Here is a 20331-nt window from a genome sequence, read left to right on the forward strand (position 1 = left end):
AGGGATTCGGGGCACGCGTGAGCACGACCGCGAGCGCTCCGCCGACAGGCGGGCGGCCGCGGCCGGCGGGGCCTTCTAGATCCGCAGGAGTTGGAGTTCGGCCAGAGAGGGTGGGGCGCGGGCGCCATCCGGTGCCGTGGCCGCGCCGGAACCCGGAGAGCGGACCGGTGCGGGAGCCGTCACGGGGTCGGGAACGAGTGCGGGCGGCTGCGGGCCGCCGTTCACCGCGCCCGAGGCGCAGGTGGGGTCCGCGTGGTGCGGATGGCCGCCGCCGCAGTGGCCGTCGCCGCCCGGGCAGTCGTCCGGCGCGAAGACGGCGACGGCGCCGGCGAGATGAGCCGACCGGGCGTGCTCCGCCCGTCCCATGCCTCCGCCGGGCGCCAGGGCGTGCATGCCCAACAGCCCGGCCAGCACCGCGAGCACGAGCAACGCACGCCACCGCCGCTGCGGCGGGTGCGGGGCGTACGGTGCGGTGCCGGGCATGGGGAACATCCTACGGGGACCGGTCCGACCGGCTGGCGTCCACTGCGCCGCCGCCGCGAAAGGCGCGCGTCATGACGCGAGCCCCGCCCGCCCCCACCGGCACTCGCCGGTACAGAATGCCGATCCGGGCAGTCGCGTACGGACGGGTCGGTCGTCGATCCGGGTCTGCCGTGAAGCCCGGTTACCTGGGTAGGTACTCTCCGTGGCTCCCCGTGTGCAGCACGTACCGAATCTCCCGGCAAGAGGCTGCCGTTTGCCAGCCTTACCACCGATCACGCCAAGCTCCGTGATCGCGTTGATGCCTACTGGCGGGTAGCGGCAGGCTGACCCGACGATCATCCCTTGGATGCCGGATTCGCAGCTCACCACACACCTGATTACCCGTCAGTAGCGCCGGCGCTGGGTCAGCATTGACATCAGGTGTCGGTTGACCTGCGCGAACGTGGCGGTTGAGCCGATCCGCCAGAGTGAGGAGCGACCCCTTGTTCTACTACCTGCTCAAGTACGTACTGCTGGGCCCCCTGCTGAGACTGGTCTTCCGGCCCCGGATCGAGGGGCTGGAGAACGTGCCGGCGTCCGGCCCCGCGATCGTCGCCGGGAACCACCTGTCGTTCTCCGACCACTTCCTGATGCCGGCGATACTGAAACGACGCATCACCTTCCTCGCCAAGGCGGAGTACTTCACCGGCCCCGGGCTCAAGGGCCGGCTCACCGCGTTCTTCTTCCGCAGTGCCGGGCAGATCCCGGTGGACCGCTCGGGCAAGGAGGCGGGTCAGGCGGCGATCCGCGAGGGCCTCGGCGTGCTGGGCAGGGGCGAACTGCTCGGGATCTACCCGGAAGGCACCCGTTCGCACGACGGCAGGCTCTACAAGGGCAAGGTCGGCGTCGCCGTGATGGCGCTGCGGGCCGGGGTGCCGGTGGTGCCGTGCGCGATGATCGGCACGTTCGAGGCCCAGCCGCCCGGGAAGGTCATCCCGCACATCCACCCCGTCACCATCCGCTTCGGCAAGCCCCTCGACTTCTCCCGCTACGCCGGCCTGGAGCAGGAGAAGGCCGTCCTGCGGGCCGTCACCGACGAGATCATGTACGCGATCCTGACCCTGTCCCAGCAGGAGTACGTCGACGAGTACGCGGCGGTCGTCAAAGCGGCACAGGCGGCGCAGGCGGACGCGAAGAAGGAACGCAGGTTCCCGCGGGCGCCGCTGGGCTGACCTCTGCCGTCGGCAGAAGGAAGGTGCTCCGGGCTGCCCGCGCGCCTAGGCTCGCCGTATGAAGAGGGCTGTGGTGATAGGGGCGAGCGGGCAGATCGGCCGTCCGACGGTGGCCGCGCTGGCGCGGGACGGGTGGGAGGTGACGGCCGCCTCGCGGGGCGGCGGCCGGGACGCGGCGTGGGACGAGGGGGTACGGACGGCGCGGCTGGACCGCGCCGACGACGCGGCCCTGGCCGCGGTGGTCGGCGACGGCTGCGACCTGCTGGTCGACATGGTCGCCTACGACGGCGCGCACGCACGGCAGTTGACGTCCCTGGCGGGCCGGATCGGCTCGGCGGTCGTGGTCTCGAGCGTGTCGGTGTACGACGACGGCTCGGGCCGGAACTTCGACACGCTGCACGAGCCGGACGGCTTTCCCGCCTACCCGGTGCCGGTCCCCGAGACCCAGCCGACGGTGGCACCGGGCGAGGCGTCGTACAGCACCCGGAAGGTCGCGCTGGAGCAGGAACTCCTGGCCGCGGGCGGCGGGTTGCCGGTCACGGTACTGCGGCCGGCCGCGGTGCACGGACCGTACAGCCCACTCCCCCGCGAGCTGTACTTCGTGAAGCGGAATCTGGACGGCCGGCACACTCGGGTCCTCTCCCACCGGGGCGAGAGCCGGTTCCATCCGTCGGGCGCGCGGAACATCGCCGAGCTGGTGCGACTGGCGGCGGCCCGGCCCGGTACCCGGGTGCTCAACGCCTGTGACGGCGAGACGCCGACGGTCGCCGGGATCGGTGCGGCGGTCGACGCGGTGATGGGCGTCAGGACGCGGACGACGCTGGTCGACGGGCCTGCCGAGGGCTCGGTCGGCGGGACGCCGTGGTCCGTGCCGCGCCCGGTCGTCTTCGACATGTCCGTCGCCGAGCGGGAGTTGGGCTACCGGCCGGTGGTGTCGTACGCCGACAGCCTGCCGGAGACGGTCGAGTGGCTGACCGGCGTGCTGTCGGGGCGCGACTGGCGGGAGTGCTTCCCGCTGCTCGCCCGGGCGTATCCGGACCTGTTCGACTACGCGGCGGAGGACGCCTGGTTGGCGGCATGAGAAAGGCATGAGAAAGGGGCGGCCGGTGGATCCGGCCGCCCCTCGTCACCGCGGGACCGCTGTTACGGCTTGGGCGTGGCGTGCGGGGTGCAGGTCACGTCCGCGGCGTCCAGCTTGCCGTCGAGCAGGTAGGCGTCGACACGCTGGTTGATGCAGGGGTTGACCAGGCCGGTCACACCGTGGGAGCCCGCGTCCTTCTCGGTGATCAGGCGGGAGCCCGCGAAGCGCTTGTGCAGTTCGACGGCGCCCTCGTAGGGGGTGGCGGCGTCCCGGGTCGACTGGACGATCAGCACCTGCGGCAGACCCTTGTGGGTCTTCACCTGGACCGGGGTCTGCTGCTTGGCCGACCAGGTGGCGCACGGCAGGTTCATCCAGGCGTTGGCCCAGGTCATGAACGGGTAGTCCTTGTTGAGCCGGGTGTTGTCCCGGTCCCACCTCTTCCAGCTGGTGGGCCACTTGGCGTCGGCGCACTCGACGGCCGTGTAGACCGCGTTGCTGTTCTCGGCGGTGATGTTGGCGGCCGTGTTCGACAGGTCGGGGGCGGCGGCGTCGACCAGCGCCTTGGTGTCACCGGCGACGTACTTGCTGAACACCGTGGCGACCGGCACCCACGAGGAGTCGTAGTACGGCGCGCTCTGGAAGAAGGAGATCAGCTCGGCCGGGCCGACGACCCCGCCGATGGGGTTCTTCTTGGCGGTGGCGCGCAGCTCGAGCCACTTGGCCTGGACCGCGGCGCGGGTGGTGCCGAGGTGGAAGGCGGCGTCGTTCGCGGCGACCCAGTCCTCCCAGTCCTTCCAGCGGCCCTCGAAGGCGATGTCCTGGCCCAGGTTGGCCTGGTACCAGATGTTCTTGCGGTCCGGGTTGACCACGCTGTCGACGATCATGCGGCGCAGGTGGCCCGGGAAGAGGGTGCCGTACACGGCGCCGAGGTAGGTGCCGTAGGAGACGCCGAGGTAGTTGAGCTTCTTCTCGCCCAGGGCGGCGCGGATGACGTCCAGGTCGCGGGCGGTGTTCGGCGTGGTCATGTGCGGCAGCATCGCGCCGCTGCGCTCGGCGCAGCCGTCGGCGTACTCGCGTGCCAACTTGCGCTGCGCGGTCTTGTCGGCCTCGGTGTCCGGCACCGGGTCCATCTTCGGCGCCTTGACGAACTCCTGCGGGTCGATGCAGGAGATGGGGGCGGAGTGGCCGACGCCGCGCGGGTCGAAGCCGACGAAGTCGTAGGCCTTGGCGACGTTCGCCCAGACGGGGTTCTTGTTGGTGACCCGGGTCGGGAAGCGCATCCCGGAACCGCCGGGACCGCCCGGGTTGTAGACGAGCGAGCCCTGACGCTCGCTCTGGGTGCCCGTGTTGCCGATGCGGTCGACGGCGAGCTTGATCTGCTTGCCGTACGGGTGGGCGTAGTCGACGGGCACCGTGACCCAGCCGCACTGGATGGGCTTGGCGAATCCCCAGTCGGCCGGGCAGTCCTGCCAGTCGATGCCGGCCTTGGCGGCGCGGGCGGCGGCTATCTCGGCACCCTTGGCCTCGCGGTCCGGGCCCGGCCGTCCGGCGGCGCCGGCCGCGGGCGCCGAGACGACGCCGGCGATCAGGGTGGCGGTGACGAGTGCTCCGGCCGAACCGAGCGCCAGCAGGCGGCTCTTCGGTCTGTTCTCCCTCAAGTGGGGCCCCTCCCCCTACATCTGCATTGCTGCGAGTGGTCAGGCGGGGATCCTTTCGGCTGTGAGTCGCCTGAGACCAGGGGTGGCCCCGTATCTTTACCAATCCGATAACCGGACGATCATGTCCCGTTGAGCGGAGCGCTCCGCGCGTGGGGGCGTGGGAGGAAGTGCCACGGAGCGCAGTGCCGCGGGTGCGGCGCCATCGTGGCTTGTCGCGCAGTTCCCCGCGCCCTTGCGGGGCCGCTTCAGCCGAGCCTTGCCAGGGACTCGTCCAGGACTCGTCGGAGGCGCAGCGCGTCCGGGGCCACGGCGCTGACCAGGACCGCGGGGCCCGCCAGCGGTATCAGTGCGGCGCACTCGCCCAACAGCCGCGCCTCGACCGGACGTTGTGCGAACTCGGGCCGCACGACGACCAGTTGGCCCACCGCCCGGTGCCCCGCCAGCACCGCCGGGCCGTCCCAGCCGCCCGGGGCGCCGGGGCCGCAGGACAGTTCCTGGTCCAGTACCGTCCGGCCCGCGACCCGAACGGTCAGCCGGCTGGTGAGGCGCCCCGGTTCCTCTCCCGCCCGGCCGAGAACCTGCTCCTCGCGCAGGACGAGCCGGGCGCCGGCGGCGAGTTCGGCCCGTGTGGTGACGTACAGGTCGCTGCCGCGTGCCGAGATCAACTGCTCGGGCAGCCAGTGCAGTTCGGCGCCGGCGGACACGTCGAGCCGTACGTCGTAGCGGGCCTCGCCCTTGCTCTGGCCCGGCAGGGCGAGGGTGGCGGCGGCCGAGCCGACGTGCAGCCGGGCGCCCTCCTCCACCCGGGCGGTGAGCGTGAAGCGGTCCCCGCCGAGCGGGCCGCTCATCGCGCCGACCACCATGACCTTCGCCCCGGTGCCGTCGGCGCGGGTGCGGCGCAGGGCCAGCGGACCCTCGCCGTCCAGTACGGGCAGCGCGGTGCCGCCGCGGCCGTCGGCGCGGGCGACGATCCGCGCGTCCGCGCGGACTCCGGTGCTGGTCATGCCGTCCACGCGGCGAGCCGCTCCCGCGCCCACGCGGCCACGTCGGCCACACCGGTCCCGCCGCGCAACGACTGGAACACCACCGGCAGTTGCGCGCGCTGGGCCTTGGCGTCGGCGGCCATCCGGGCGAGGTCGGAGCCGACGTACGGGGCGAGGTCGGTCTTGTTGACGACGAGCAGGTCGGCCGTGGTGACGCCGGGCCCGCCCTTGCGCGGGATGTCGTCGCCGCCGGCCACGTCGATCACGAAGATCTGTGCGTCCACCAGGCCCTTGGAGAAGGTCGCGGTGAGGTTGTCCCCGCCGGACTCGACGAGGATCAGGTCGAGCGGGCCGACCGCTTCCTCCAGGTCCTCCACGGCTTCGAGGTTGGCCGAGATGTCGTCGCGGATCGCGGTGTGCGGGCAGGCACCCGTCTCCACGGCCGTGATCCGCTCGGGCGGCAGTACGGCCTCCCGGAGCAGGAACTCGGCGTCCTCACGGGTGTAGATGTCGTTGGTGACGACGGCGAGCGACAGTTCGTCGCGCAGGGCCCGGCAGAGCGCGGCGACGGTCGCGGTCTTACCGGACCCGACGGGCCCGCCGAGCCCGATGCGCAGGGCGCGCCGGGTTCCGGCGGGGCGGTGGGCGTCGGCACTCACGGCGGCGGGGCCGGAGTGGGTGTGGTCGAGGTGCATGTACGGCTCCTGGGGGGTCGAAGGGGCTGAGCCCCTGGAGGGCGGGGTTCGCGGGGCGGGCACGTCAGGACGCGAACAGCCGGACCGGCCAGTCCGCATGCCACTGCGCACCCACTTCCAGCAGGGGCCCGGACGAGGCCGGCAGCGCGTCGACACCCTCGTCGAGCGCCCTCCGTGCCGCCTCCACGGCCCTGTCCGCCACCCGGTCCGACTCCGGCGCGAGGCGCGCCAGTACGCCGGTCGCGTCGAAGGGGTCCAGACTCAGCAACCGCACGGTCGCCGTCGCCGGCCCGCTCACGCTCTCGTACGCCGCGCAGTACGCCGCGTCCTCGGGAGTGAGGCCGGCCGCCCGGGCCGCGAGCCCGAGGACCACCGGCTGATGCGCGCCTTTGGGGAACTCCGCTGCCAGCGCGTCGAGTTGGCCGCACGGCCAGGCGGCCCGGGCGGCCCGTAGCAGCTGTCGCCCCAGCCGGCGCGCAGCGGTCCGCAGCGCGGGCGACGGCGTACGGGCGTCCGCCGCCGCGTCCAGCTCCCGCGGGTCCACCCCGAGTACGGCGGCCGCCGCGAGGGCGCCCGCGACCAGCCCGGCGGTGTGCAGCCGGCCCCGGCAGAAGTCCTCCAGGGTCGCGGCGGAGGTGATCCGGCCCGCTTTGACGGCGGCCTCCGCCCCGCCGGAGTGCGCGTGCCCTCCGGCGGGGAAGCGGCCGTCGGCCAGGACGAGAAGTGCTGCTCGTGACATCGCACCCCCGTCAGAAGAGGAAGTAGCGCTGGGCCATGGGCAGTTCGGCGGCCGGGGTGGCCTCGACCAGCTCGCCGTCGATGTGCACGGCGAAGCTGTCGGGGTCGATCCGTACGTCGGGCCGGGCGTCGTTCTCGCGCATGTCGGCCTTGGTGACCGCGCGCGTGGACTCGATCGCCACGAACCGCTTGCCGAGCCCCAGCCGCTGCGGCAGCCCGTCCTCGATCGCCGGCTCGGCCACGAAGTTGACCGAGTTGGCGGCGGGGGCGCGGCCGATCGCGCCGTACATCGGGCGGGGCAGGATCGGCTGCGGGGTGGGGATGGAGGCGTTGGCGTCGCCCATCTGCGCGTAGGCGATCTGCCCGCCCTTGATCACGAGCAGCGGCTTGACCCCGAAGAACGCGGGCTCCCACAGCACCAGGTCGGCGAGCTTGCCGGTCTCGACGGAGCCGATCTCGGCGGCGAGCCCCTGGGCGAGCGCGGGGTTGATGGTGTATTTGGCGACATAGCGCCGCACCCGGTGGTTGTCCGCCCGGCCGTCACCCGGCAGGGCACCCCGTCGGCGCTTCATCACGTGCGCCGTCTGCCAGGTGCGCAGGATCACCTCGCCGACCCGGCCCATGGCCTGGGAGTCGGAGGAGATGATCGAGATCGCGCCGAGGTCGTGCAGGACGTCCTCGGCGCCGATGGTGGAGGGCCGGATCCGGGACTCGGCGAAGGCCAGGTCCTCGGGGACCGCCGCGTTGAGGTGGTGGCACACCATCAGCATGTCGAGGTGTTCCTCGGCGGTGTTGACGGTGTACGGCCGGGTCGGGTTGGTGGAGCTGGGCAGCACGTTGGGCTGCGAGACCACGGTCATGATGTCCGGCGCGTGCCCGCCGCCGGCGCCCTCGGTGTGGTACGAGTGGATGCCCCGGCCCGCGATCGCGGCGAGGGTGTCGCCGACGAAGCCCGCCTCGTTGAGGGTGTCCGTGTGGATGGCGACCTGGATGCCGGTGCGGTCGGCGACGGTCAGCGCGGCGTCGATGACGGCCGGGGTCGAGCCCCAGTCCTCGTGCAGCTTCAGGCCGACGGCGCCGCCGCGGATCTGGGAGAGCATCGCCTCGTGCGAGACGGTGTTGCCCTTGCCGAGGAAGCCGACGTTGACCGGGTGGGCCTCCATCGCCTCCAGCATCCGGGCCAGGTGCCAGGGGCCGGGCGTGACGGTGGTGGCCTTGGACCCCTCGGCGGGGCCGGTGCCGCCGCCGACCAGGGTGGTGATGCCGGAGGCCAGCGCCTCGTCGGCGATCTGGGGGCAGATGAAGTGGACGTGTGCGTCTATGGCGCCGGCGGTGAGGATCCGCCCGTTGCCCGCGATGATCTCGGTCTCCGGGCCGATGACCAGGCTGGGGTGGACGCCGTCCATGGTGTCGGGGTTGCCGGCCTTGCCGATCGCGGCGATCCGGCCGTCGCGGATGCCGACGTCGGCCTTGACGACACCCCAGTGGTCGACGATGACGACGCCGGTGACGACCGTGTCGGGGGTGCCCTCGGCACGGGTGGCGCGGGACTGGCCCATGGACTCGCGGATGACCTTGCCGCCGCCGAAGACGGCCTCGTCGCCGGAGGCGCCGGGCCCGCCGGAGCGGTCCTCCTCGATCTCGATCAGCAGGTCGGTGTCGGCGAGCCGGATGCGGTCACCCGTGGTGGGGCCGAACAGGTCGGCGTAGGCGCCGCGGGAGATCTCAGGCATCGAGGGCACCTCCGGTCTCCCCGCGCAGCCCCGGCACGATCCGGGCGCCGGCGAGGGGCACGAGTTCCACGTCGACGGGGATGCCGGGCTCGAAGCGCACGGCGGTGCCGGCGGCGACGTTCAGCCGCTTGCCGTGGGCCGCGCCGCGGTCGAACTCCAGGCCGGGGTTGGCCTCGGCGAAGTGGTAGTGGGAGCCGACCTGGACGGGCCGGTCGGCGGCGTTGAGGACGGTGAGGCGGGTGACCTCACGGCCCTCGTTGACGAGGACGGGGTCGTCCGCGAACAGGATCTCTCCGGGAATCACGGCGGCCCCCTTCAGATGATCGGCTCGTGGACGGTGACGAGCTTGGTGCCGTCCGGGAAGGTGGCCTCGACCTGGACGTCGTGGATCATCTCGGGGACTCCGTCCATGACGTCGTCCCTGCTGAGGAGCTTGCGACCGGAGGACATGAGTTCGGCGACCGTACGGCCGTCACGCGCCCCCTCGAGGATGTGCGACGTGATGAGGGCGACTGCTTCCGGGTGGTTGAGCCGCAGCCCGCGGGCCCGGCGCTTCTCGGCCACGTCGGCCGCCACGTGGATGAGCAGCCTCTCTTGCTCGTGCGGGGTCAGTTGCACGTCCCACCTCACAGTCCTTGCTCCGGACCGTGCGGGGTCCGGCTGCCGCAGCCATCACGACGGGATAGGTGTAACACACAGACAAATCCCCGGATCGTCGTCAATCCGGGCAGAAGAACCCCTGATGGCGTGGATCGGCAGGCTAGAACGCCGGAGTTTCAGCGACGTTAACCAGACCTTGATCCACCGATGACCGCGCGATGAGACCCCCGATACCCGCGTCGGTCAGGACACGCCGGGACCGCGATGCTCGGCGGCGATCCCGAACCGCCGCTGTTCACGCGGGACGGAGCCGGCCTCGCGGACACCGGAGACCGAGCTGATGACCCGCTCCCCGGCCTGCTCCCCGGTCTGCCCCTCGGCCTGCTCCTCGGCCGGCTCGTCGAGCGCGTCCAGCCGTTCCAGGTCGGCGGCCGAGACCAGCGCGACGAGCGGCTTGCCGTGCCGCGTCACGACGACGCGCTCACCGCCGTACACCACCCGGTTGATCAGGTCGGCGAGCTCAGCCCTGGCTTGGGTCACCGGAATCTCGTAGGCCATACCCCCATCGTACGTCAGGTACGTTATGTACGTTTTTCACAGAAGCCGAGCGACATGACGACCTACGGCCTGGGCCAGGCCGCCTCCCCCGCCGCGCCGCTGCTCGCGGCCGGCACGCCGGGCGAGCGGTTCGCTCCGCCGGGCGCGCCCATCGCGATCGAGCGGCCCCGGCCGACCGAACCGGTGCAGGGCCGGCCCAGCGATCGCTCATCGAGGCCGGGGAGTTGGCACGGATGCGCGCGCCGGCGGAGGGGATGCCCGTACGACACACCGGGCGCACGGCGCGGGAGGTACACCGCGACCTGGGACGGGACGTGATCCTGGACGCTCCCGCGACACAGGCCTACCGTCTGGTGGACGGCATCGCGCCCGGCCGGCGGAGCACGCCCGGCGCACCGGACGCGAGGTGAGCCGCCGATGCTGCCGGAACCGCCGCCCCTGCCCGGACCGACGTGCCCCAAGGAGATCTGATCGGCCGTTACCTGCAGACGGTCGACCTGCTGGGCAGGATCAGTCCGGCGCGGGACGGGGACACCTACGGCGGGCCGCGCGCGACCCAGGCCCTGGTGCGCAAGGCCGCAGAGCCGTGTGACGCCCTCGCATCGATGCACCGGCGGGGCGAGGCGGAGCTGGACGGGGACACGCCGGCACGAGCCCTGCGGGTGCCGGACGGTGCACGCCGCACCGCTCGCGCCACGCTCCCGACCGACGGCGTCGGCTGATCCGGACGCCCGACCAGCCGGACGGATCCTGATGTCGACACGTGCCGTTGGAGGCGGACACGAAACTCCCCGAACGGCGTACCCCCGACCGACGTATATCCAGATCGTTCCGGGGGCCTTCCGACTTGCGCACCGCGCGGGTCCCAAGCGCGGAAGATGATGCTCCGCCCCAGGTCGGCGGCTACGACCGGGATGTGACGGTGCGTCGAACGCAGCCCTGTCCACTCGAACGGGTGAGTGGTGAGTAACGCCACAAATCCCCGGATCCGTTGGGATTTTCAGACAGCTGTGAGTGAAGATCCCTGTCTGACGACAAGCCCCCGCCACAACGGCGGGGCGGTCCGGGCGGACGCCGAATCCTGCCGCCGCCCGGATGACCGGTCGACGGGAGTGGATCGGCAGGAGTGGAGGACCCAGGCAAGACGGGTCGCCGGAACGGATGTTCGTCTGTGGTCACGGACGGCCGGACGTTCCGAGCAGCCCTTGGGGTGAAGCCGCTACGCGGCCGGGCAACTTCGCCAGCCCGAATCCGACAGGTCATCCTTCACAGGCGGCTGACGAAGGGTTGCGCATGACTGCGCTGAATCGTGTCCCGTCGCTCATGGCCCGGGCCGGCACGGCCTCGGCCCTCACCCTCGCCGCCGTCGGCGGCTCGATCGCGGTCCCTGGCCTCGCCACCGACGCCTCGGCCGCCACCCTCGCGACCAAAGCACTGCAGGTCGCAGCCTCCAAGAAGGGGTCCCCGTACCAGTGGGGGGCCACCGGGCCGCACAGGTTCGACTGCTCGGGGCTGACGCTCTACTCGTTCAAGAAGGTGGGCAAGAACCTGCCGCGTACCGCGGCCCAGCAGTACAACAGGACGCACCACATCTCAGCCCTCAGCCGTAAGGCCGGTGACCTGGTGTTCTTCCACTCGGGTTCCAGCGTGTACCACGTCGGCATCTACGCGGGGCACGGGAAGATCTGGCACGCGCCGAGGACCGGGGACGTGGTGAGGCTCCAGAAGATCTGGACCAAGAGCGTCTGGTACGGCCGGGTCAGCTGACCCGGCGTCAGGGCAGGAGCGGCTCCAGCAGCAGGGCCGCTCCCAGCGCCGTCAACGCCGCCCCGGTGCCCGCCTGGAGCCCACGGGCGGCCCGGGGCCGGCGCAGCCACCTGCCCAGCCGGTCCACCAGCAGCGCGACCACCTGGAACCACACCAGTGCCAGCGCGCACACGATGAGCGCGAGCAGCAGCGTGCGGGGCAGGGCGGGGCTCCCCGCGGGCACGAACTGCGGCAGGAGGCTGAGGAAGGTCAGCGAGGCCTTCGGATTGAGGACGTTGGTGACAAAGCCCTGCCTCAGCGGGTGGGCGGCCTCGGCCGCGGCCTCCTGGGGCGTCGGTGCGGGCCGCCGCAGTGCCCACAGGGTGCGCACCCCGAGTTGCAGCACATAGGCGCCACCCAGCAGCTGCAGCGCCCGGAACAGCGCGGGCACGGCCGCCAGGACGGCCGCGACCCCGGCCACCGCCAGAGTGGTGTGCACCAGGAGTCCGCCCGCGATGCCGAGTCCGCACACCGCGCCGGCCCGGCGCGAGACGAGCGCGTTGCGTACGACCACGGTGAAGTCGGCGCCCGGCATGGTGACCAGTCCGGCGGCGATCCCGGTGAAGGCGATGAGCTGTCCGTCCATGCGCCCAGCGTGCCCCGACCCGACCTTCACCAGGTATTTCGAATGCCTGGGGTGGGCCTTAAGCATTCCTTTAGTCTGGGGCCATGTACGACCCCACTCGGCTCGCGGCGCTCGTAGCCGTCGCGGAGGCCGGCTCGATCACCCGGGCGGCCGACCGCCTCGGCTACACACCGCCCGCCCTGTCCCAGCAGCTGGCCAAGCTGGAGCGGGAGGCGGGCGCGGCCCTGCTGGTCCGTCACCACCGCGGGGCCCGGCTGACGGAGGCGGGCGAGGTGCTCGTGGCCCGGGCCCGGCGGGTGCTCGACGAACTTCAGCAGGCCCGGCACGAACTGGCGCGGCTGACCGGACTGACCGGCGGGGCGCTGCGGCTCGGCACCTTTCCGACCGCGGGGGTGCATCTGCTGCCGCCCGCGCTGAGCGCGTTCCGCCGGGCGCATCCGGACGTGACGCTGTCCGTCGCGGACTACGACCCGCCGGCCGGGGTCACGGCGGTGGCGGCCGGCGAGGTGGACCTGGCCCTGACCCACACCTACCACCCGGCCGAGAGCGTTCCCGTGCCGTCGACGGTGCGTCTGGAGCCGGTCCTGGTGGAGGAACTGGTGCTGGTGACCGCGCCGGGACACGCGCTGAGCAGCACCTCGTCCCGGCTGCCGCTGGCGGAGCTGGCCGGGCAGCCACTGATCAGCATGGCGCCGCACCATCCGGCCCGGCGGGAGATCGAGGCCCTGCTGTCCGCGGCGGGCGCCACACCGGCCCTGCTGGTGCCGACACCCGGGTACGCCGTGGTGTGCGCCCTCGTCAGCGCCGGGCTCGGCGTGGCCGTCGTCCCCGAGATGGTGGCCCGCACGGCGGCCACACCGGTCGGCGTACGCCCCCTGGAGGCGGGCCGCCTGCACCGCACGATCTCCGTCGCCCACCGCGCCGACGAGACGACTCCGGCCGCCGACGCCTTCCGCGCGCTGCTGCGCGGGGCCTTCGGCCGAGCGGGCCGCTCCGCGGGGACCTGAGGAGGGGACCCGCTTCGGAGAGGCCGCTGCCGGCAAGGCCTGAGCGGGGTGTCCCAACGGGGTGTCCCAACGGTGCCTGAACGCGGGCACCGCGCCGTTGCGGGACAGACTCGGCCCCGCAGGTTCAGCAGGAGCGGCAGGTTCAGCAGGACCAGCAGGACCGGCAGGTACAGCGACGGAGCGACACCCTGGTCCCGCGCCGGCCTGGCGGGCGGACAGACGGACGACGGGCAGACGGGCAGACGGGCAGACGGGCAGACGGGCAGACGGGCCAGTCTGCGGCGAGCCGGGCCCGGCAATCCGCCTCGGCCACGACATCCGCCCGGCGCCGAAGGACCACGGCCCCCTCTGACGTCTCCAGCCCCACCGCGCCCGCCGGTCGTCGCCACCCGGCCGTCACGCCTTCTGGCACCGCCCGGTGCACGCCGCAGGGACCGTCAGCCGATCAGGACGCCCACCGACTCGACACCAACCGGCCGACCGCCACAGGGCCCACCGCCCCCGCCCCCCCGTCCCCCTGCCTGCCGTGTCCGGGCCCCTCGCCCACCGGAATCGCCACCGGAATCGCCACCGGAATCGCCACCGGAATCCCCGCCGGGGCGCCGCCGCTCGGCCTCGTCGCCAAAGGCCCGGCGTCTCCCGGGCCCGTCCCGCGGCGCCCTTGAGGGAAGCCCGACGGCCGCCCCGCCCGGCGGGCTACGGTTCCTGTGGGCCCCCTGCCGGGACCGGCTCGGCCGGGATGGTCCAGGGGAGTTCGATCGAGACCGTCTTGCCGCCCTCGCGGGTGGGGCGCACCCGGAGTTTGCCGCCGCACTCGGCCGTCAGCCAGCGGATGATGACCATGCCGCGGCCGTTGTCCTGCTGGACCGCCGCAGGCAGTCTCTTCGGGAAGCGGGGGTGGCTGTCCGTGACGCCGATGCGTAGGTGTTCGTCGCGGTCGAGGGCGACGTCAACCGTGAAGGTGGGGGACTGACCGAAGGTGTGCTGTACGGCGTTCGTGGCGAGCTCGGAGACGATGAGCCGTACCGTGTCGGCCACGTCGGTGCCCGCCGGCAGGCCCCACTCCTCGAGCGTGCCCACGACGTAGGAGCGGGCGGCGGACACCGAGGCGGGATCGCTCGGCAGAGTGACGGATGCTTCCAGATGGTCTGCCATGGCGACGTCGTCCCTTTCCCACGGGACCGCAGTCCGACACGGAGCGGATGGTTCGAGTACGGTCCCGGACTGGTGCTTGCTCGTCAGACTGCCATCACCGGGCCGGTCACGGGGAGCGATCCACCAAGATATGCATATATCTGTCGCCCAAAGCGGTGAACTCTACGACGCGAGACCGTATTCGGGCGTCCCGGAAGGAGTAAGGAGGAGCCCATGCAGAACGGGCCGGCAGTGCGCCGCCGCAAATTGGGCGCCGAACTGCGCACGCTGCGCACCGGCGCTGGGCTCACGAGCGGTGAGGCGGCCCAGTTGGTCGGCTGGCACCAGTCGAAGGTGAGCCGTATCGAGACCGGTGCCAGCGGCGTGAAACCAGCCGATGTGCGGTTGCTCCTGGACGCCTACGGAGTGGAGGACGGGCAGCTGCGCGAGTTGCTGCTGATGCTGGCGGGTTCCGAGGGCGCGGGCGACCGGAACGGCTGGTGGCACGCCTACCGCGGGGTGCTGCCGCCCACCTACCGTGACTTCATCAGCCTGGAGTCGCAGGCGAGCGCGATGCGCACCCTGGAGACCACGGTCGTACCCGGGCTGCTGCAGACGCCCGAGTACGCCCGCGCGGTGACCCGGGCGGCCGTGAAGGGCCTGGACGACGAACGCCTGGACGCGCTGGTGGAGGTGCGGCTGGCCAGGCAGGACGTGCTCCGTGTCGACCCGCCGCTGAAGCTGTGCGCGGTGCTGGACGAGGCGGTGCTGCGGCGCGAGGTCGGCGGCCCGGAGGTGATGAACCGGCAGCTGGCGCGGCTGCTGGAGGCCGCCCGCCTGCCCCAAGTACGGCTGCAGGTGCTGCCGTTCGGGGCGGGAGCACATGTCGGCCTCACCGGGCCTTTCGTTATCTTCTCATTTCCGAGCACTTCTGATCTGGATGTGGTTGTTCTCGACCAGTTGACGAGTAGCCTCTACCTGGAGCGGAAAGAAGACCTCATGGCCTACTCGGAGGCCTTCGACACCCTTCGGATGCATGCCCTTTCACCCCAGGACACGTTGGATTACATCGCCGGAATAGGTGACGGCGCGTAAGGAGGCACCATGTCAGCACTGCCTCGGAACGTCCCTGCCAGTACCGACCTGCACGAGGTGCACTGGCTGCGCAGCAGCTACAGCACGGGAGCCAACAACTGCGTGGAGACGGCCCGGCCGCGCTCCGGTCCCGGGGCCGGACTGCTCGCCGTGCGCGACTCCAAGAGTCCGGCCGGGCCCGCGCTGCTCTTCTCCGCCGGGAGCTGGGCCGGTTTCCTCACCGCCCTGTGACCGACGACGGCCACTGACCCGTAGACGACCACCGACCCGAAGCCGCTCCCGCGCGAAGCACGGCCGTGTCACGCCGACTCATGGTCGCGTTTCGCCGATCACCCGTACAGCGCGTTCGATCTCGGCCCCGGACAGGTCCGCGCGGGCGGTCAGCCGCAGCCGTGAGACGCCGTCAGGCACGGAAGGGGGACGGAAGCAGCCCACGGCCAGCCCTGCCGTACGGCAGTCGGCCGCCCAGCGCACCGCCTGCTCCGGGGACGGAGCCCGCACGGAGACCACCGCGGCGTCCGGACGCACCGCTTCCAGACCCGCGGCGGTCAGCCGTGCGTGCAGATCGGCGGCCACCTCGCGGGCGCGCGCCGCGCGTTGCGGTTCACGGACGAGCAGCCGCAGTGCCGCGAGTGCGGCGCCGGCCGCCGCCGGGGCCAGGCCCGTGTCGAAGATGAAGGTCCGGGCCGCGTTGACCAGGTGGTCGATCACCCGCGCCGGGCCGAACACCACTCCGCCCTGACTGCCGAGCGACTTGGACAGGGTGGCCGTGACCACCACGTCCGGGGCACCGGACAGCCCGGCCTGGTACGGCGCGCCCCGGCCGCCGTCGCCCAGCACCCCGAGCCCGTGCGCGTCGTCCACGACCAGCCCCGCGCCGTACTCCCGGCACGCCTCGGCGAGCTCGGCCAGCGGCGCCCGGTCGCCGTCCACCGAGAACACCGTGTCGGACACGACGATCGCCGGTCCCTGGCGCGTGGCCAGGGCCTTGCGCACCGCCTCGGGGTCGGCGTGCCCGACGACCTGCCGTTCGCCCCGGGCGAGCCGGCAGCCGTCGATGAGGGAGGCGTGGTTGCCGGCGTCGGAGACGATCAGCGAGCCGTGCGGGCCGAGCGCGGTGACCGCGGCCAGGTTGGCGGCGTAGCCGGAGGAGAAGACCAGTGCCGCCTCGAAGCCGCAGAACGCGGCCAGCTCGCGTTCCAGCTCGGTGTGCAGCTGGGTGGTGCCGGTGACCAGCCGGGAGCCGGTCGAGCCGCCGCCCCAGACCCGGGCGGCCCGCGCGGCCCCTTCGGTGACCTCGGGGTGGTGGGCGAGGCCCAGGTAGTCGTTGCTCGCCAGATCCAGCAGCGGCGAGTCGGCCGGGCGCGGGCGCAGGGTCCGTACGAGTCCGGCGCGGCGACGCGCCTCCGCCTGCTCCGCGATCCAGCCGAACGCCATGGCTCCTCCGATGATTTTGTAGGTAGCGGACAGACACTAGCGGCAGGACCAGCCGCCCAGTGTGTGGCAATACCCACACGGTGATCCGTCTCCGTTGTGCAAACTCTCCTTGGCCCGGAGCGGTCCCGTACGACAGGATCGGACGTCATGGACCTTCTGAACACGCTGGTGGACAAGGCGCTTCGACGCGAGCTGCCGACCCGCGAGGAAGCACTCGCCGTACTGGCCACCTCCGACGACGACGTGCTCGATGTGGTGGCCGCGGCCGGCAAGGTGCGCCGGCACTGGTTCGGCCGTCGCGTGAAACTGAATTACCTGGTCAACCTCAAGTCCGGCTTGTGCCCGGAGGACTGTTCCTACTGCTCCCAGCGGCTCGGCTCCAACACCGGCATCCTGAAGTACACCTGGCTCAAGCCGGACGAGGCCTCCCAGGCGGCCGCCGCGGGGCTCGCGGGAGGCGCCAAGCGGGTGTGTCTGGTGGCCAGCGGACGCGGCCCGACGGACGGGGACGTGGCGCGGGTCTCGGAGACCATCAAGGCGATCAAGGAACAGAACGAGGCCGTCGAGGTGTGCGCCTGCCTCGGTCTGCTCTCCGACGGCCAGGCCGAGCGGCTGCGCGAGGCGGGCGCGGACGCCTACAACCACAACCTCAACACCTCGGAGTCCACCTACGGGGACATCACCACCACCCACACCTACGCCGACCGGGTGGACACGGTGAACAAGGCGCACGCGGCCGGCCTGTCCGCCTGCTCCGGTCTGATCGCCGGCATGGGCGAGACCGACGAGGACCTGGTGGACGTGGTCTTCTCGCTGCGTGAACTGGACCCCGACTCCGTTCCGGTGAACTTCCTCATCCCCTTCGAGGGCACCCCGCTGGCCAAGGAGTGGAACCTCACCCCGCAGCGCTGCCTGCGCATTCTGGCCATGGTCCGGTTCGTCTGTCCGGATGTGGAGGTCCGTATCGCGGGCGGCCGCGAGGTCCATCTGCGCACCATGCAGCCGCTCGCGCTGCACCTCGCCAACTCGATCTTCCTCGGCGACTACCTGACCAGCGAGGGCCAGGCCGGCAAGGCTGACCTGGAGATGATCGCGGACGCCGGGTTCGAGGTGGAGGGCGCCGGCGAGGTGACGCTGCCGGAGCACCGGGTGGCGGCCGCGGGCGGCTGCGGCTCGCACGAGAGCGCCGGATGCGGCTCCGTCTGCGGCTCGCACGAGGGCTGCGGCTCGCACGAGGGCGCGGACGCGTGCGGTACGACGGCTGACGCGTGCGGCACGGCGGGTACGGCGTCCGCGTCGGCTCCGCAGGAGGCGCGCACCGACCTCGTGGCCGTCCGGCGCCGGGGCGCCGGAACGGACCTCGCGCCCAATGCCTGACCTGCCCGGCCCACCCGACTTGAGCGTGCCCGAGCTGCTGGAGCTGGACCGACGGCATGTGTGGCATCCGTACGGACCGATGCCCGGACGTGCCGAACCGCTGGTCGTGGAGTCGGCGAGCGGGGTCCGGCTGCGGCTCGCCGACGGCTCGGGCGAGTTGGTGGACGGCATGTCCTCCTGGTGGTCGGCGATCCACGGCTACAACCACCCGGTCCTCAACGAGGCGGCGCACGAGCAGCTCGGGCGGATGAGTCACGTGATGTTCGGCGGGCTCACGCACGAGCCCGCCGTACGGCTCGCGAAGCACCTTGTCGACATGTCACCAGAGGGCCTGGAGCACGTCTTCCTGGCCGACTCCGGATCGGTGTCGGTCGAGGTCGCGGTGAAGATGTGCCTGCAGTACTGGCGCTCGCTCGGCCGGTCCGGAAAGCAGCGGCTGCTGACCTGGCGGGGCGGCTACCACGGAGACACCTGGCAGCCGATGTCGGTGTGCGACCCCGACGGCGGGATGCACGAGCTGTGGACGGGGGTGCTGCCGCGCCAGCTGTTCGCCGACGCCCCGCCGGCGGAGTACGAGGAGTCGTACGCCGACCACCTGCGCGAACTGATCGCCCGGCACGCGGACGAACTGGCCGCGGTGATCGTGGAGCCGGTCGTGCAGGGCGCGGGCGGGATGCGTTTCCACTCCCCCGCGTATCTGCGGGTGCTGCGCGAGGCGTGCGACGCGCACGACGTGCTGCTGGTGTTCGACGAGATCGCCACCGGCTTCGGCCGCACCGGCGCGCTGTTCGCGGCGGAGCACGCGGGCGTCACCCCGGATGTGATATGCGTGGGCAAGGCGCTGACCGGTGGCTATCTGACGCTGGCGGCCACGCTGTGCACCGCGCGGATCGCCGACGGGATCTCGCGGGGCGAGGTGCCGGTGCTCGCGCACGGCCCGACGTTCATGGGCAACCCCCTGGCGGCGGCCGTGGCGTGTGCCTCCATCGAGCTGTTGCTGGGACAGGACTGGCGGACGGAGGTCAAACGGATCGAGGCGGGCCTGTGGGAGGGCCTGTCGCCGGCGCGTGACCTGCCCGGCGTCCGGGATGTCCGGGTCCTCGGGGCGATCGGCGTCGTCCAGCTCGACCACGAGGTGGACATGGCCGCGGCCACCGCGGCCGCCGTGCGGGAGGGCGTGTGGCTGCGCCCGTTCCGCGACCTGGTCTACACGATGCCGCCGTACATCACCTCGGACGAGGACGTGGCAAGGATCGCGCGCGCGGTGTGCGCCGCGGCGCGGGAGGGATGACATGCCGGTACTGATGATCACAGGGACGGGCACCGAGGTCGGCAAGACCGTCACCACCGCCGCCGTCGCCGCCGCGGCGCTCGCGGCCGGACGCTCGGTGGCCGTGCTGAAGGCCGCGCAGACGGGGGTAGGGCCCGACGAGCGCGGGGACGCCGACGAGGTCGCACGGCTCGCGGGGCGGGTCACGGCCACGGAACTGGCCCGTTACCCCGAGCCCTTGGCCCCCGGCACGGCGGCCCGGCGGGCGGGCATGGCGCCCGTGCACCCGCACGAGGTGGCCGACCGGGCGGCGAAGCTGGCCGCCGAACACGACCTGGTGCTGGTCGAGGGGGCGGGCGGGCTGCTCGTCCGGTTCGACGCGTCCGGCGGCACCCTGGCCGACGCGGCGCGGCTGCTGGACGCACCGGTGCTGGTCGTCGCCCAGGCGGGTCTGGGCACGCTCAACACGACGGAGCTGACGGCACTGGAACTGCGCCGCCGGGACCTGGAGTTGGCGGGCATCGTGATCGGCAGCTGGCCCGACTCCCCCGACCTCGCCACCCGCTGCAACGTCACCGACCTGCCGGAGACCGCGGGCTCCCCCCTCCTCGGCGCGATCCCCTCCGGGGCGGGGGCACTGTCACCGGCCGACTTCCGGACAGCGGCACCAACGTGGCTGGCCCCCCGCCTGGACGGGACCTGGGATGCGGAAGCATTCCGGGTCCGCGAGGCGGCATGACGGGAACGGCACACCCCGGGCACGGGCCCGGGGGGCACCCTTCAGCCGAGCGGACCGCGTAGTGACCCGTCCTCCAGCCGACCGCGTCGGGTGGAGGACGGGCGAGGCGGGGTCCTGGGGCGGAGCCCCGTGTCGGCCGG

At 72.4% G+C, this 20331-nt stretch carries 22 protein-coding genes, 2 pseudogenes and 1 riboswitch; of the genes and pseudogenes, 12 read left to right on the top strand and 12 right to left on the bottom strand.

Annotated elements, in window-relative coordinates:
- Positions 1–75 precede the first annotated feature (75 nt).
- The gene (locus ACWC94_RS12000) at positions 76–483 is read right to left on the bottom strand and encodes a DUF6153 family protein (RefSeq protein WP_450796394.1); all 408 of its coding nucleotides are present in this window, start codon (positions 481–483) and stop codon (positions 76–78) included.
- Between the two features lie 482 nt (positions 484–965).
- Here ACWC94_RS12000 and ACWC94_RS12005 point away from each other — a divergent pair, with 482 nt between their 5' ends.
- Together ACWC94_RS12005 and ACWC94_RS12010 are read left to right on the top strand one after the other, a co-directional pair.
- Entirely contained in the window at positions 966–1694 is a 729-nt protein-coding gene (locus ACWC94_RS12005; RefSeq protein ID WP_450796395.1) for a lysophospholipid acyltransferase family protein, read from the top strand.
- Between the two features lie 58 nt (positions 1695–1752).
- On the top strand, positions 1753–2775 hold the full coding sequence (locus ACWC94_RS12010; protein ID WP_450796396.1) for an NAD-dependent epimerase/dehydratase family protein: 1023 nt from the start codon (positions 1753–1755) through the stop codon (positions 2773–2775).
- A 62-nt stretch (positions 2776–2837) separates the two neighbouring features.
- On the opposite strand, the gene ACWC94_RS12015 is transcribed toward ACWC94_RS12010, so the two are convergent.
- The 8 genes from ACWC94_RS12015 to ACWC94_RS12050 all read right to left on the bottom strand — a co-directional run bounded on the left by ACWC94_RS12015 (position 2838) and on the right by ACWC94_RS12050 (position 9740).
- Positions 2838–4433, bottom strand: a complete 1596-nt coding sequence (locus tag ACWC94_RS12015) for an alpha/beta hydrolase (RefSeq protein WP_450796397.1) — start codon at positions 4431–4433, stop codon at positions 2838–2840.
- Positions 4434–4678: 245 nt separating this feature from the next.
- Positions 4679–5437: an urease accessory protein UreD gene (locus ACWC94_RS12020; RefSeq protein ID WP_450796398.1), complete on the bottom strand. Its 759-nt coding sequence runs from the start codon at positions 5435–5437 to the stop codon at positions 4679–4681.
- Positions 5434–6111 carry an urease accessory protein UreG gene (gene ureG, locus ACWC94_RS12025; protein WP_450796399.1) on the bottom strand — a complete coding sequence of 226 codons (678 nt, stop codon included), beginning with the start codon at positions 6109–6111 and terminating at the stop codon, positions 5434–5436. Before ureG ends, ACWC94_RS12020 begins: the two co-directional genes overlap by 4 nt.
- A 64-nt stretch (positions 6112–6175) precedes the next feature.
- Positions 6176–6850: an urease accessory protein UreF gene (locus ACWC94_RS12030; RefSeq protein WP_450796400.1), complete on the bottom strand. Its 675-nt coding sequence runs from the start codon at positions 6848–6850 to the stop codon at positions 6176–6178.
- 10 nt (positions 6851–6860) lie between these two features.
- A complete protein-coding gene (locus ACWC94_RS12035; protein ID WP_450796401.1) occupies positions 6861–8582 on the bottom strand; it encodes an urease subunit alpha in 1722 nt (573 codons plus the stop codon).
- Complete coding sequence (locus tag ACWC94_RS12040) at positions 8575–8886, bottom strand: urease subunit beta (protein WP_450796402.1); 312 nt, start codon at positions 8884–8886, stop codon at positions 8575–8577. Before ACWC94_RS12040 ends, ACWC94_RS12035 begins: the two co-directional genes overlap by 8 nt.
- Positions 8887–8897: 11 nt before the next feature.
- Positions 8898–9200, bottom strand: a complete 303-nt coding sequence (locus tag ACWC94_RS12045; protein WP_031160134.1) for an urease subunit gamma — start codon at positions 9198–9200, stop codon at positions 8898–8900.
- A 225-nt stretch (positions 9201–9425) separates the two neighbouring features.
- On the bottom strand, positions 9426–9740 hold the full coding sequence (locus tag ACWC94_RS12050) for a type II toxin-antitoxin system Phd/YefM family antitoxin (RefSeq protein WP_450796403.1): 315 nt from the start codon (positions 9738–9740) through the stop codon (positions 9426–9428).
- A gap of 54 nt (positions 9741–9794) precedes the next feature.
- Between ACWC94_RS12050 and ACWC94_RS12055 the strand changes: the two are divergent.
- The 4 genes and pseudogenes from ACWC94_RS12055 to ACWC94_RS12070 all read left to right on the top strand — a co-directional run.
- Positions 9795–9902: pseudogene (locus ACWC94_RS12055) on the top strand (ATP-dependent Clp protease proteolytic subunit); the annotation flags it as partial.
- Between the two features lie 44 nt (positions 9903–9946).
- A pseudogene (locus ACWC94_RS12060) lies at positions 9947–10150 on the top strand (ATP-dependent Clp protease proteolytic subunit); the annotation flags it as partial.
- Between the two features lie 42 nt (positions 10151–10192).
- Entirely contained in the window at positions 10193–10462 is a 270-nt protein-coding gene (locus tag ACWC94_RS12065) for a hypothetical protein (RefSeq protein ID WP_450796404.1), read from the top strand.
- Between the two features lie 340 nt (positions 10463–10802).
- Positions 10803–11030: riboswitch (cyclic di-AMP (ydaO/yuaA leader) on the top strand.
- Between the two features lie 3 nt (positions 11031–11033).
- Positions 11034–11507, top strand: a complete 474-nt coding sequence (locus ACWC94_RS12070) for a C40 family peptidase (protein ID WP_450796405.1) — start codon at positions 11034–11036, stop codon at positions 11505–11507.
- 7 nt (positions 11508–11514) lie between these two features.
- Here ACWC94_RS12070 and ACWC94_RS12075 read toward each other — a convergent pair whose 3' ends face one another.
- Complete coding sequence (locus tag ACWC94_RS12075) at positions 11515–12132, bottom strand: LysE family translocator (RefSeq protein WP_450796406.1); 618 nt, start codon at positions 12130–12132, stop codon at positions 11515–11517.
- A gap of 83 nt (positions 12133–12215) precedes the next feature.
- Here ACWC94_RS12075 and ACWC94_RS12080 point away from each other — a divergent pair, with 83 nt between their 5' ends.
- Positions 12216–13139 (top strand): LysR family transcriptional regulator, encoded by a 924-nt coding sequence (locus ACWC94_RS12080; RefSeq protein WP_450796407.1) that lies wholly within the window; start codon positions 12216–12218, stop codon positions 13137–13139.
- Positions 13140–13835: 696 nt separating this feature from the next.
- Here ACWC94_RS12080 and ACWC94_RS12085 read toward each other — a convergent pair.
- Positions 13836–14294, bottom strand: a complete 459-nt coding sequence (locus tag ACWC94_RS12085) for an ATP-binding protein (RefSeq protein ID WP_450796408.1) — start codon at positions 14292–14294, stop codon at positions 13836–13838.
- Between the two features lie 213 nt (positions 14295–14507).
- On the opposite strand from ACWC94_RS12085, the gene ACWC94_RS12090 reads away from it, so the two are divergent.
- Together ACWC94_RS12090 and ACWC94_RS12095 are read left to right on the top strand one after the other, a co-directional pair.
- Positions 14508–15368, top strand: a complete 861-nt coding sequence (locus ACWC94_RS12090; protein WP_450796409.1) for a helix-turn-helix domain-containing protein — start codon at positions 14508–14510, stop codon at positions 15366–15368.
- 9 nt (positions 15369–15377) lie between these two features.
- The gene (locus tag ACWC94_RS12095; RefSeq protein WP_450796410.1) at positions 15378–15599 is read left to right on the top strand and encodes a DUF397 domain-containing protein; all 222 of its coding nucleotides are present in this window, start codon (positions 15378–15380) and stop codon (positions 15597–15599) included.
- A 78-nt stretch (positions 15600–15677) separates the two neighbouring features.
- On the opposite strand, the gene ACWC94_RS12100 is transcribed toward ACWC94_RS12095, so the two are convergent.
- Positions 15678–16805: an 8-amino-7-oxononanoate synthase gene (locus ACWC94_RS12100; RefSeq protein WP_450796411.1), complete on the bottom strand. Its 1128-nt coding sequence runs from the start codon at positions 16803–16805 to the stop codon at positions 15678–15680.
- Between the two features lie 147 nt (positions 16806–16952).
- Here ACWC94_RS12100 and bioB point away from each other — a divergent pair, with 147 nt between their 5' ends.
- From bioB to bioD, 3 genes are read left to right on the top strand one after another with little or no spacing between them, the layout of a single operon-like run.
- Positions 16953–18182: a biotin synthase BioB gene (gene bioB, locus ACWC94_RS12105; RefSeq protein WP_450796412.1), complete on the top strand. Its 1230-nt coding sequence runs from the start codon at positions 16953–16955 to the stop codon at positions 18180–18182.
- A complete protein-coding gene (locus tag ACWC94_RS12110; protein WP_450796413.1) occupies positions 18175–19473 on the top strand; it encodes an adenosylmethionine--8-amino-7-oxononanoate transaminase in 1299 nt (432 codons plus the stop codon). The genes bioB and ACWC94_RS12110 overlap by 8 nt, the downstream gene beginning before the upstream one ends.
- A 1-nt stretch (position 19474) precedes the next feature.
- The gene (bioD, locus tag ACWC94_RS12115; protein ID WP_450796414.1) at positions 19475–20191 is read left to right on the top strand and encodes a dethiobiotin synthase; all 717 of its coding nucleotides are present in this window, start codon (positions 19475–19477) and stop codon (positions 20189–20191) included.
- Positions 20192–20331: the final 140 nt, after the last annotated feature.

The organism is Streptomyces sp. NPDC001135 (assembly GCF_053598395.1).

Bases quoted from the DNA above. Each gene is read 5' to 3' on its own strand.
- ACWC94_RS12000 (WP_450796394.1), bottom strand. From the start codon at position 483: ATGCCCGGCACCGCACCGTACGCCCCGCACCCGCCGCAGCGGCGGTGG.
- ACWC94_RS12085 (WP_450796408.1), bottom strand. From the start codon at position 14,294: ATGGCAGACCATCTGGAAGCATCCGTCACTCTGCCGAGCGATCCCGCC.
- ACWC94_RS12110 (WP_450796413.1), top strand. From the start codon at position 18,175: ATGCCTGACCTGCCCGGCCCACCCGACTTGAGCGTGCCCGAGCTGCTG.
- ACWC94_RS12095 (WP_450796410.1), top strand. From the start codon at position 15,378: ATGTCAGCACTGCCTCGGAACGTCCCTGCCAGTACCGACCTGCACGAG.
- ACWC94_RS12020 (WP_450796398.1), bottom strand. From the start codon at position 5,437: ATGACCAGCACCGGAGTCCGCGCGGACGCGCGGATCGTCGCCCGCGCC.
- ACWC94_RS12030 (WP_450796400.1), bottom strand. From the start codon at position 6,850: ATGTCACGAGCAGCACTTCTCGTCCTGGCCGACGGCCGCTTCCCCGCC.
- ACWC94_RS12070 (WP_450796405.1), top strand. From the start codon at position 11,034: ATGACTGCGCTGAATCGTGTCCCGTCGCTCATGGCCCGGGCCGGCACG.
- ACWC94_RS12010 (WP_450796396.1), top strand. From the start codon at position 1,753: ATGAAGAGGGCTGTGGTGATAGGGGCGAGCGGGCAGATCGGCCGTCCG.
- ACWC94_RS12035 (WP_450796401.1), bottom strand. From the start codon at position 8,582: ATGCCTGAGATCTCCCGCGGCGCCTACGCCGACCTGTTCGGCCCCACC.
- bioB (WP_450796412.1), top strand. From the start codon at position 16,953: ATGGACCTTCTGAACACGCTGGTGGACAAGGCGCTTCGACGCGAGCTG.
- ureG (WP_450796399.1), bottom strand. From the start codon at position 6,111: ATGCACCTCGACCACACCCACTCCGGCCCCGCCGCCGTGAGTGCCGAC.
- ACWC94_RS12075 (WP_450796406.1), bottom strand. From the start codon at position 12,132: ATGGACGGACAGCTCATCGCCTTCACCGGGATCGCCGCCGGACTGGTC.
- ACWC94_RS12050 (WP_450796403.1), bottom strand. From the start codon at position 9,740: ATGGCCTACGAGATTCCGGTGACCCAAGCCAGGGCTGAGCTCGCCGAC.
- ACWC94_RS12080 (WP_450796407.1), top strand. From the start codon at position 12,216: ATGTACGACCCCACTCGGCTCGCGGCGCTCGTAGCCGTCGCGGAGGCC.
- ACWC94_RS12100 (WP_450796411.1), bottom strand. From the start codon at position 16,805: ATGGCGTTCGGCTGGATCGCGGAGCAGGCGGAGGCGCGTCGCCGCGCC.
- bioD (WP_450796414.1), top strand. From the start codon at position 19,475: ATGCCGGTACTGATGATCACAGGGACGGGCACCGAGGTCGGCAAGACC.
- ACWC94_RS12090 (WP_450796409.1), top strand. From the start codon at position 14,508: ATGCAGAACGGGCCGGCAGTGCGCCGCCGCAAATTGGGCGCCGAACTG.